The sequence below is a fragment of the Paucilactobacillus nenjiangensis genome (genome assembly GCF_005405445.1).
Taxonomy (GTDB): domain Bacteria; phylum Bacillota; class Bacilli; order Lactobacillales; family Lactobacillaceae; genus Paucilactobacillus; species Paucilactobacillus nenjiangensis.
Genome location: NZ_BJEB01000024.1, coordinates 16311 through 27210 on the forward strand (window position 1 = coordinate 16311; position 10900 = coordinate 27210).

Genomic DNA, 10900 nt, shown 5'->3' on the forward strand with positions numbered 1-10900 from the left:
ATAGCACGTCTACTGCCAGTCACTGTTACAAAGCCACAACAAAAGAAGGATTAAGCAAAATTTATGTTTTGCTTAATCCTTCTTAGTTACTGTTTTATATTAATACATCTCACTACTATTTTCGGCCCTTAACGGCTTTACGCTTAGCTTTTTCGATTGCTTTTTTCTTAGCTTTCTCAGCAGCCACTTTTTCAGCCCGTTCTCGATTAATCTTAAATGGATTTTGAATAACTAGGGTTTGTCCCACTTGGAACGCATTCGTCACACTCCAGTAAAGAGAAATGGCTGAAGACATATTCATTGCCATAAAGAAAATGAAAATTGGCATTACATACGTCATCGTCGTTGTCATCCCATTTTTTTCTGGCATTGAGGCCATCGATAGCCAAGAACTCATAAACGTGAAGATTGCCGCTAAAATTGGCAAAATAAAGTATGGATCCTTGTCACCTAACTCTAACCAGAGGAATGAACCATGTTTCAAGGCATCTGTCCGCCAAATAGCAGCATACAACGCATAGATGATTGGCAATTGAACAATCAAAGGTAACATTGAGGCAAATGGATTAACACCAGCTTCGGAATATAACTTCTTTTGTTCTTCTTGTAATTTACGAACGGTGTCCATATCTTTAGATGAATACTTCTTTTGAAGTTCTTTCATCTTTGGTTGAATTTCTTGGGTTTTACGCATTGAACGAGTTTGATAAATCATCAATGGTAAGATAATAATTCTCACGATAATCGTGAAAATAATAATTCCCATGCCGTATCCACCAAAATGATGTGATAACCAAATAATTACTCGTGAGAAATTATAAACAATCCAATGATCCCATAAACCAGTACTTTTACTTGTTACTGGTGTGTTAGAACAAGCTGCCAAAAAGACAGTTAGTCCCAAAACACTCAGTAAGGCTAAATATTTTCGAAATCTCTTCTTCACTCTTTAGTCCTCCGCTTCATCATCGATTAATTGAGCTAACTTTAAAACGTGTGTCAGATGTTTTTTTGCTTCATCCATTGTTATTTGATCCGCTGAGGGTCGCGCGATGACGATGAAATCAACATCAGGCTTTATCTGAGGTTTTAATTCCAATAACGATTGGCGAATTCTACGTTTTACCCAAACACGATGAACAGCATTACCAATTTTTTTACCTACAGAGATGCCGACCCGAAAATGTTTTTGTTCCGGTTTGTCTAACTGATAGATAATAAATTTTCGATTTGCGACCGAGTTGTGTGTTTCGAAGACCTTCTGGAAATCTAATTCCTTCTTCACACGATACGATTTTTTCATTAAATCTTCCTCGAATTTATTTCAGAAAAAAAGACCACTTTATCAGTGGCCTTTTTATGCAGACAATACTTTTCTACCTTTTTGACGTCTACGTGCTAATACACTACGGCCGTTGCTTGTACTCATACGTTGACGGAAGCCGTGTACGCGTTGGCGATGGCGCTTCTTTGGTTGGAATGTTCTTTTCATAACTTAGCACCTCCTTATTAGGATGTTATTTTTTATATTTTTAGTCGATCAAATCGACCTTTCCAAACAATACCCTACAATTTTATCACAAAGTGAAAATAGAATAAACACCCAAATTAAGAGAAAATATATTTATTTAACTCAGTTTTCCACAAATAATACACAGCGTTACTTTTCAATCTGTGGATTCTTTTTTGTTTTCCACAGGTTTATCCCTTAGTTTTCCACATATCCACAGCTTGTGCTTAAAGTTATCCACAACTACATTTTTGCTGTGGATAACTCTTATAAATCCTTTCATAGCAATGACCTTTATCCACCACTATTTTGTGGATAACCCGAAAACAAGGCGTTCCTTTTTGGTTATCCACAATCCTGTGTAAATTTTCCACACAGCGTTGTTCATTATTACAAAAAGATTTCAACATCCCTGTGGAAAACTCGCTCCGTGCATGCTAAACTAAATAGAGTATTTTCACAACTGGAGGGCTTGCTTTGACTGATTTAGAGTCATTTTGGAACAAAATTAAAGAATCTTTTAAGAATGATGTCACGAGTGTGACTTATAACAATTTAATAGACCCCGCCAAAATCATTTCTTTTGACGATGATCTATTAACTATTGAACTACCTTCGACTTTTCATAAAGATTACTGGGTAAAATCACTAACGCCCAAGGTACAACAGTATACCTTTAAAGAAATTGGCCGTAATATCACTCCTTACTATATCGTGGAAAGTGATCAAATAACCTCAAGTACCCCATCAAAGGATATTCGCTCATTTAAAGTTGATACTGCTTTAAATCCACGCTATACCTTTGATACGTACGTGATTGGTAAAGGTAACCAGATGGCCCATGCTGCTGCCTTAGTCGTTTCTGAAGAACCTGGTAAAATGTACAATCCACTCTTCTTCTATGGTGGCGTTGGCCTTGGTAAAACGCATTTGATGCACGCCATTGGTAATAAAATGATGGAAGATAATAGTAATACACGAGTTAAGTATGTTACTAGTGAGGCCTTCACCAACGATTTTATTAACGCTATTCAAACCGGGCAACAAGAACAATTTCGTCAAGAATACCGGCAACTAGATTTATTATTAGTTGATGATATACAATTCTTTGCTGACAAAGAAGGTACTCAAGAAGAATTTTTCCATACCTTCAACGCTTTATATGAAGAAAACAAACAAATTGTACTAACTTCGGATCGCTTACCAAACGAAATCCCAAAGCTTCAAGATCGCTTAGTTTCTCGTTTTAAATGGGGCTTATCCGTTGATATCACCACCCCCGATTTAGAAACACGCATTGCCATCTTGCGTAGTAAAGCACAAGCCGATCATATCGATATCCCGAATGATACTCTCAATTATATTGCCACCCAAGTAGATTCAAACGTTCGTGAGCTTGAAGGCGCTTTGTCCAGAGTTCAAGCCTTTTCTCATTTAATGAAAAAAGATATCACGACCGAATTAGCGGCAGAATCATTGAAAGCATTAAAATTAGATGGTGTCCAAACCCTCACGGTAGATGTGATTCAAGAAAAAGTCGCCGCTTACTACAACTTATCGGTGGCGGATTTACGTGGTAAAAAACGAGTTAAGCAAATTGTTGTCCCAAGACAAATCGCGATGTTCCTCACGCGAGATTTAACCGATAATTCATTACCAAAAATTGGTGAAGCCTTTGGTGGTAAAGATCATTCCACTGTTTTACACTCGATTGATAAAATCGAAGGTGAGATTAAAACCAATGCTAATTTGCAAGAAGACGTACAAAACCTTAAAATAGAACTTAAACCTTAGTTGTGGAAAACTTTAGGTAACTCACATAAGTTTTCCACAGGTTATCAACAGTGGAAAACTCTTGATACTAATAAGTGCACCGCAGTTATCCACAATATGAACAGGGCCTACTACTTCTACTGTTTTTAAATATAATTATATATAGACTGGCGAGGATTAAAATTCATGAAATTTACAATCAACCGTTCCGCATTTATTAATAAACTAAATGACGTATTAAGAGCAATCTCTTCAAAAACAACGATTCCAATATTAACGGGTATCAAAATCGTCGTTACTGATAATGACGTTACACTGACAGGTAGTGATGCGGATATTACGATTGAATCTGTGTTAGCTAACAGTGATGAAAAATTAGAATTAGATGTAGCATCAGCTGGATCAATTGTCTTACCAGCACGTTTCTTTAGTGAAATCATTAAAAAATTACCTGACAAACAAGTAACCATTGAGGTAACAGATGGTTTTCAAACACAAATTACATCAGGAACAGCAGCTTTTACTATTAATGGTCAAGATGCTAACAATTATCCTCATCTACCTGAAATTGATGGCGATAATACAATTAGTCTGGCAGGCGATGTTTTAAAAGAAGTCATTGGACAAACTGTTTTGGCTGTTTCTACCCAAGAAAGTCGACCAATTTTAACTGGAGTTCACTTAATTTTAAGCGAAAATCAATTATTAGCCGTTGCGACTGATAGTCATCGTTTAGCTCAACGAAAAATTGCTTTACCAGCTGCCGTTGCAGAAACCCATGATGTGATTATTCCAGGTAAGAGTTTACAAGAATTATCACGAATGATTACTGATGGTAATCAGGAAATTCAATTACGAATAGCTGACAATCAAGTGTTATTCTTATTAGGCGACACACTGTTTTATTCACGCTTACTGGAAGGAAACTATCCTGATACGACACGGTTGATTCCAGATTCATCAGATACAACTGTTGAATTAAATGCTGCGACCTTTTTAGCTGCAATTGAAAGGGCATCACTACTGTCACATGAAAGTCGTAATAATGTTGTCAAACTTAATGTGCAGCCGGAAGATCAATTAGCAGAAATTAGTGGTAACTCTCCAGATGTCGGAAATGTAGAAGAACAAATTGGTGTTGAAAATGTGGACGGGCAACCCGTTGAAATCTCATTTAACCCTGATTATATGAAGGATGCACTCCGGTCATTTGGACAAAGCCAAATTAAAATGTCATTTACTTCTGCCTTACGACCATTTACGTTAGTACCGACAGAAAATGAAGATAATTTTATTCAATTAATTACGCCAGTTCGAACATATTAATGTGACAAGTAAGCTTAAACGACTATTCTACGGAATAGTCGTTTTTTTGTTGTCGAGCAGAAAAAAACAAACCGATAAAATTGAATTTAACGTTATAACAAAAAATTAGCGCATTTAAGGCATTTAGGTCAAAAATATCAAAAAACGGTTTGCACGCTGAAATCGCAAAAATTAACGACGGTAGATTGTTTTTAACTTGTGTAAAAGGTATAATAGAGGTTGAATAAAAAAGTAGGTGAAAAGTTTGGAAGAACCTGTAATTGTGTACAATGATCAGCCATTTATTACTGTTGGCCAGTTGTTAAAAGAAGAGGGCATTATTCCAACTGGTGGCGCAGCCAAATGGTTTTTAAGTGAAAATGAAGTTTTTGTAAATGGAGAACAAGATCAACGACGTGGTAGAAAGCTATATACCGATGACTTTGTCGAAGTTCCTGGTTTTGGTTCTTATGTAATTAAGGATAAGTAGGCAAACGAATGATTTTAACTGATTTACATTTACGGAATTTTCGCAATTATGATGATTTAGAGGTGGCTTTTTCTCCAGGGATTAATGTCATGATTGGTGAAAATGCTCAGGGTAAAACAAATTTGCTAGAATCAATTTACGTCTTAGCCTTAACCAAAAGTCACCGGACTGCTAATGATAAAGAGTTAATCAAATGGCAAGCTAACGAAGCGTTTCTCAGTGGACACGTTAAAAAAGAAAATGGCACTTTTCCACTAGAATTAATTTTTAGTTCAAAAGGGAAAAAAGCCAAAGTTAATCACTTGGAACAAGCAAAATTATCTCAATATGTTGGGCAGCTAAATGTGATTTTATTTGCTCCAGAAGACTTATCGTTAGTTAAAGGGGCGCCAGCCATGCGTCGGCGTTTCATGGATATGGAATTTGGTCAAATGAGTAATAAATACTTGTATAACTCTGGTCAATATCGAACCATTTTGAAACAGCGCAATCAATATTTAAAACAGTTACAACAGCGGAAACAAAAAGATCGGGTTTTTCTACAAGTGTTATCGGATCAACTAGCTGCCTATGGGGCGGAAATCATGGTTGCTCGTGTCACTTTTTTAAAACAATTAGAAACGTGGGCACAGGTTATCCATGAAGAAATTTCACAAGGCAAGGAACAGTTAACTTTCCAGTATGCGTCACAAATTGAGGTAGCTGAGAATGCAACGGTTGAGTCGGTTTACGATTTGTTATTGGCAGAATTAACCAAAAATGAGGAACGTGAAATTGAACAGGGAAGTACAATGTACGGACCACAACGAGACGATTTAAAATTTATGGTGAATGGTAATAATGTGCAGACTTATGGTTCACAAGGACAACAACGAACCACGGCATTATCGGTTAAATTAGCTGAAATTGATTTAATGAAAGAACAAACCGGAGAATATCCGCTGTTACTGTTAGATGATGTGTTGTCTGAACTAGATGATGAGCGCCAAACACATTTACTGACAGCGATTCAAGATAAGGTGCAAACCTTTTTAACCACCACTAGTTTAAGTGGAATCGCGCGACAACTAATTAAAGAACCCAAGATTTTTGAAATTGAGCACGGTGTGTTATTAAACGAGGACTAAAAATATAGGTTTTATGGAAAATATTTGGACATTTTAGGAGGGCCAGAATGAGTACTGAAAAGGAAACAAAAGCAGAATTAGCTAAAGAATATGATGCCAGCCAGATTCAAGTGCTGGAAGGTCTTGAAGCCGTTCGTAAACGTCCCGGGATGTATATTGGAACAACGACATCACAAGGTCTCCATCATTTAGTATGGGAAATTGTTGATAATGGAATCGATGAGGCACTGGCAGGATTTGCTAATCATATTACGGTCACGGTTGAAAAAGATAATAGTGTGACGGTGACTGATAATGGACGGGGAATTCCAGTTGATGTCCAAGCCAAAACAGGAAAATCAGCTCTCGAAACTGTCTTTACGATCTTGCATGCCGGTGGTAAATTTGGCGGCGGTGGATACAAGGTTTCAGGTGGTCTTCATGGGGTTGGGGCATCGGTTGTCAATGCACTGTCTACAGAACTTGATGCCAAAGTTATTCGTGATGGTAAAGAATACTACGTCGATTTTTCACGTGGTAAAGTTGTGACCCCAATCAAAGTTATTGGAACTCGACCTGAAGATGAACACGGCACAATTGTCCATTTTGTACCCGATCCTGATATTTTCCGTGAAACTACGACGTATGACATTAAGGTGCTAACGACTCGGATTCGTGAGTTATCTTTCTTAAATAAGGGCCTTAAAATTAGTATTACTGATAATCGTCCTGAAGAACCAACCACTGAAGTTTTCCATTATGAAGGTGGAATTCGTCATTACGTTGAATATTTAAATGCAAACAAAGAAGTTCTTTTTGAACCGCCAATTTATTTGGAAGCACAAGAAAAGGGAATCACAGTTGAAGTTTCGTTACAATATACCGATGATTTCCATAATAACTTGTTGACCTTTACTAATAACATTAATACCTATGAAGGTGGAACTCATGAAACTGGGTTTAAAACGGCGTTAACACGGGTCATTAATGATTATGGTAAGAAAAATGGAATTCTAAAAGATAATGATGATTCATTGTCTGGAGATGATGTGCGTGAAGGTTTAACCGCTGTCGTATCAATCAAGCATCCGGATCCTCAATTTGAAGGACAAACCAAGACCAAATTAGGAAATTCTGATGCGAGAACGGCTACGGATCACTTGTTTAGTGAAACGTTTAGTCGCTTTATGATGGAAAATCCTGACGTGGCAAAGAAAATTGTTGAAAAAGGAATTTTGGCTTCTAAAGCACGAATTGCCGCTAAACATGCTCGTGAAGTTACGCGGAAAAAGAGTGGTTTAGAAATCAGTAATTTACCTGGTAAATTGGCTGATAATACTAGTAAAGATCCTGCAATTTCAGAATTATTTATCGTCGAAGGAGATTCTGCTGGTGGTTCTGCTAAACAAGGGCGGTCACGATTGACTCAGGCAATTTTACCTATTCGTGGGAAGATCTTGAACGTTGAAAAAGCTAGTTTGGATAAAATTCTGGCTAATGAAGAAATTCGTTCATTGTTTACTGCTTTAGGTACTGGTTTTGGAAATGAATTCGATGTTTCAAAAGCTAACTATCATAAATTAGTCATCATGACGGATGCCGATGTCGATGGAGCACATATTCGTACCTTATTGTTGACGTTGTTCTATCGCTTTATGCGGCCAATGGTTGAAGCAGGATACGTTTATATTGCTCAGCCACCTTTGTACCAAGTTCGCCAAGGAAAATTCGTGCAATATATTGATTCCGATGAAGAATTAGATACTGTGCTTGGTTCATTACAACCATCACCAAAACCAGTAATTCAACGATACAAAGGGCTTGGTGAAATGGATGCTGAACAGCTTTGGGAAACAACGATGGATCCATCAAAACGTCGCTTATTGCGAGTTAGTTTAGATGACGCTATCGAGGCAGATCAAGTCTTTTCAATGTTGATGGGTGACAAAGTTCAACCACGACGTGAATTTATTGAAGAAAATGCAACATTCGTAGAAAACTTAGATTTATAAAATGTTTTAAAAGGGAGGAACAGTCGTGGCTGAAGATGATATTTCAGGAACAAAGATAACCGACGTAAACCTATCGTCACAGATGAGAACGTCATTCTTGGATTACGCAATGAGTGTCATTGTCGCTCGTGCGTTACCAGATGTTCGTGATGGGTTAAAACCGGTTCATCGTCGAATTTTATACGGTATGAATGAATTAGGAGTCACTCCAGATAAGCCATATAAGAAATCCGCTCGTATTGTTGGGGATGTTATGGGTAAGTATCATCCTCATGGGGATTCTGCAATTTATGAATCTATGGTCCGGATGGCGCAAGATTTTAGTTATCGTAATATGCTGGTTGACGGGCATGGAAACTTTGGTTCTGTCGACGGTGATGGTGCTGCTGCCATGCGTTATACCGAAGCTAGAATGAGCAAGATTGCCATGGAAATGGTTCGTGATATCAATAAAGATACTGTAGATTTTGTTGATAATTATGATGGTACCGAACGCGAACCTTCAATTTTACCAGCTCGTTTTCCTAATTTATTAGTGAACGGTGCTTCTGGTATTGCCGTGGGGATGGCGACAAATATTCCAACTCATAATTTAGCAGAAGTCATTGGTGCCATTCATATTTTGATGGATAATCCAGATGCTACTACTGCTGATTTGATGGAAGCTGTCCCAGGCCCTGATTTCCCAACTGGTGGGATTGTGATGGGTAAATCGGGAATTCGTAAAGCATACGAAACCGGCCGTGGAACAATTATTGTTCGTGCGAAAGTTGATATTGAAGAACTTAAAAACGGTAAACAGCGAATTGTTGTGACTGAATTGCCTTATATGGTTAACAAGGCAAAATTAATCGAACGAATTGCTGAATTAGCCCGGGACAAGCGAATTGAAGGAATTACCGATGCTAACGATGAATCTGACCGTGAAGGAATGCGGATTTCCATTGATGTTCGTCGTGATGTCAGCGCGGAAGTTGTTTTAAATAATTTATACAAATTAACGTTATTGCAAACATCATTTAGTTTTAATATGTTGGCGATTGTTAAGGGAACGCCAAAAGTTCTCAGTTTAAAGCAGATTCTAGTTTATTATCTGGAACATCAAGGAGAAGTCGTACGTCGTCGGACTGAATTTGATCTTAAAAAAGCTCAAGCTCGTGCACATATTCTTGAAGGATTACGAATTGCTTTAGATCATATCGATGCCATTATCGCCATCATTCGTGGTTCACAAACCAGTGAAATCGCTAAGAATCAATTAATTGAAAATTATTCTTTATCAGAACGTCAAGCTCAAGCTATCTTAGACATGCGTTTGGTACGTTTAACAGGTTTGGAACGAGACAAGATTGAGGATGAATATAACGGATTAATGGATTCAATTGCCGATTATAAGGATATCTTGGCGCATCAAGAACGTATTCAACAGGTTATTTACCAAGAATTGCTTGAAATTCAAGAAAAATTTGGTGATCCTCGTCGAACTGAATTACAAGTTGGAGATGTGACTAGCATTGAAGATGAAGATTTGATTGAAGAGGAAGATGTGATTGTTTCTTTAACCCATAACGGTTATATTAAACGATTGCCAGTTGATGAGTTCAAAACTCAAAACCGTGGTGGTCGGGGAGTTCAAGGTATGGGCGTGCATGACGATGATTTCATTGAGCAAATGATTTCTACATCAACTCATGACATGCTACTGTTCTTCACGAACACAGGTAAGGTATTCTCGATGAAGGGGTATGAAATCCCTGAATACGGGCGTACCGCTAAGGGAATTCCAATTATTAACTTGCTGGGAATTGATTCTGAAGAAAAAATATCAGCCGTTGTCAATGTTTCACGTGAAACAAACAATGATGATAACTTCCTATTCTTTACGACTCTTAAAGGTACTGTGAAGAGAACTCCAGTTTCAGAATTTACTCATATTCGTAATAATGGTCTCAAATCAATTACCCTTAAAGAAGGGGATTCATTGATTGGAGTTTCAATTATTGCTGAAAATCAAAATATGATTATTGGAACTCACTTAGGATATGCGGTTAGCTTTAGAGGTTCCGATGTTCGTTCGATGGGACGTTCCGCTTCAGGTGTTCGAGGAATTCGTTTACGTGACAATGATTACGTGATTGGTGTAGATATTCTAGAAGCCGACAGCAAAGTCTTTATCATTAGTGAAAAAGGGTTTGGTAAGCAAACTAGCGCTAGTGAATATCCTATTAAGGGCCGTGGTGGTAAAGGAATCAAGACAGCCAATGTTACTGCGAAGAATGGTCCTTTAGCGGGAATGACAACTGTTTCCGGGGACGAAGATATCATGTTGGTTACAGATAAAGGTGTGATTATTCGTTTTGATGTAGCGAACGTTTCACAAACTGGTCGTGCAACCTTAGGAGTTCATTTAATTAAAATGGATGACGATACACACGTTGCGACGATGACCAAAGTTGCGAAAGAAGAAGACGAATCTGAAGACGATTCAGAAGCAACAACTGAGGGCACTGAAGCTACAGTAAACACTCCTGAAACAACTGATGATTCATCAACTGACAAATAATTTAAATAAATAAAATGTAAAACCTGAATTGCGAGCGTATATAATATATGTATCGTAATTCAGGTTTTTTGGTTCTTTGTCAAGAAGTACTGATGACCTAGAATTTCACAATCATTAACATCAAGCTGCTAGTTTCTCCGT

9 protein-coding genes are annotated in these 10900 nt (G+C 37.7%); 6 read left to right on the forward strand and 3 right to left on the reverse strand.

The genetic code is table 11. The features are described 5' to 3' along the window. Nucleotides 1-115: 115 nt before the first annotated feature. Genes yidC through rpmH form a run of 3 tightly spaced genes read right to left on the reverse strand, consistent with a single transcriptional unit; the run spans nt 116 to nt 1492 of the window. Nucleotides 116-946: a membrane protein insertase YidC gene (yidC, locus tag FFM59_RS04935; RefSeq protein WP_137601941.1), complete on the reverse strand. Its 831-nt coding sequence runs from the start codon at nt 944-946 to the stop codon at nt 116-118. A gap of 3 nt (nt 947-949) precedes the next feature. Then, nucleotides 950-1303, reverse strand: coding sequence for a ribonuclease P protein component (rnpA, locus tag FFM59_RS04940; RefSeq protein ID WP_137601942.1), 354 nt, complete (start codon nt 1301-1303; stop codon nt 950-952). A 54-nt stretch (nt 1304-1357) separates the two neighbouring features. Continuing rightward, nucleotides 1358-1492 carry a 50S ribosomal protein L34 gene (gene rpmH, locus FFM59_RS04945; RefSeq protein WP_057890229.1) on the reverse strand — a complete coding sequence of 45 codons (135 nt, stop codon included), beginning with the start codon at nt 1490-1492 and terminating at the stop codon, nt 1358-1360. Nucleotides 1493-1987: 495 nt separating this feature from the next. On the opposite strand from rpmH, the gene dnaA reads away from it, so the two are divergent. The 6 genes from dnaA (at nt 1988) to gyrA (ending at nt 10759) form a co-directional block, all read left to right on the forward strand. Further along, nucleotides 1988-3304 (forward strand): chromosomal replication initiator protein DnaA, encoded by a 1317-nt coding sequence (gene dnaA / locus FFM59_RS04950; RefSeq protein WP_137601943.1) that lies wholly within the window; start codon nt 1988-1990, stop codon nt 3302-3304. A gap of 165 nt (nt 3305-3469) precedes the next feature. Next, nucleotides 3470-4609 carry a DNA polymerase III subunit beta gene (dnaN, locus tag FFM59_RS04955; RefSeq protein WP_137601944.1) on the forward strand — a complete coding sequence of 380 codons (1140 nt, stop codon included), beginning with the start codon at nt 3470-3472 and terminating at the stop codon, nt 4607-4609. Nucleotides 4610-4853: 244 nt separating this feature from the next. Then, complete coding sequence (gene yaaA / locus FFM59_RS04960; protein WP_137601945.1) at nt 4854-5078, forward strand: S4 domain-containing protein YaaA; 225 nt, start codon at nt 4854-4856, stop codon at nt 5076-5078. An 8-nt stretch (nt 5079-5086) separates the two neighbouring features. Next, nucleotides 5087-6205 (forward strand): DNA replication/repair protein RecF, encoded by a 1119-nt coding sequence (recF, locus tag FFM59_RS04965; RefSeq protein WP_137601946.1) that lies wholly within the window; start codon nt 5087-5089, stop codon nt 6203-6205. Between the two features lie 47 nt (nt 6206-6252). Beyond that, nucleotides 6253-8196, forward strand: coding sequence for a DNA topoisomerase (ATP-hydrolyzing) subunit B (gene gyrB, locus FFM59_RS04970; RefSeq protein ID WP_137601947.1), 1944 nt, complete (start codon nt 6253-6255; stop codon nt 8194-8196). 25 nt (nt 8197-8221) lie between these two features. Beyond that, nucleotides 8222-10759 (forward strand): DNA gyrase subunit A, encoded by a 2538-nt coding sequence (gene gyrA / locus FFM59_RS04975; RefSeq protein WP_137601948.1) that lies wholly within the window; start codon nt 8222-8224, stop codon nt 10757-10759. Nucleotides 10760-10900 lie beyond the last annotated feature (141 nt).

Coding starts and splice junctions, on each gene's coding strand:
- recF (WP_137601946.1), top strand. CDS start 5,087: ATGATTTTAACTGATTTACATTTACGGAATTTTCGCAATTATGATGAT.
- rpmH (WP_057890229.1), bottom strand. CDS start 1,492: ATGAAAAGAACATTCCAACCAAAGAAGCGCCATCGCCAACGCGTACAC.
- rnpA (WP_137601942.1), bottom strand. CDS start 1,303: ATGAAAAAATCGTATCGTGTGAAGAAGGAATTAGATTTCCAGAAGGTC.
- gyrB (WP_137601947.1), top strand. CDS start 6,253: ATGAGTACTGAAAAGGAAACAAAAGCAGAATTAGCTAAAGAATATGAT.
- dnaN (WP_137601944.1), top strand. CDS start 3,470: ATGAAATTTACAATCAACCGTTCCGCATTTATTAATAAACTAAATGAC.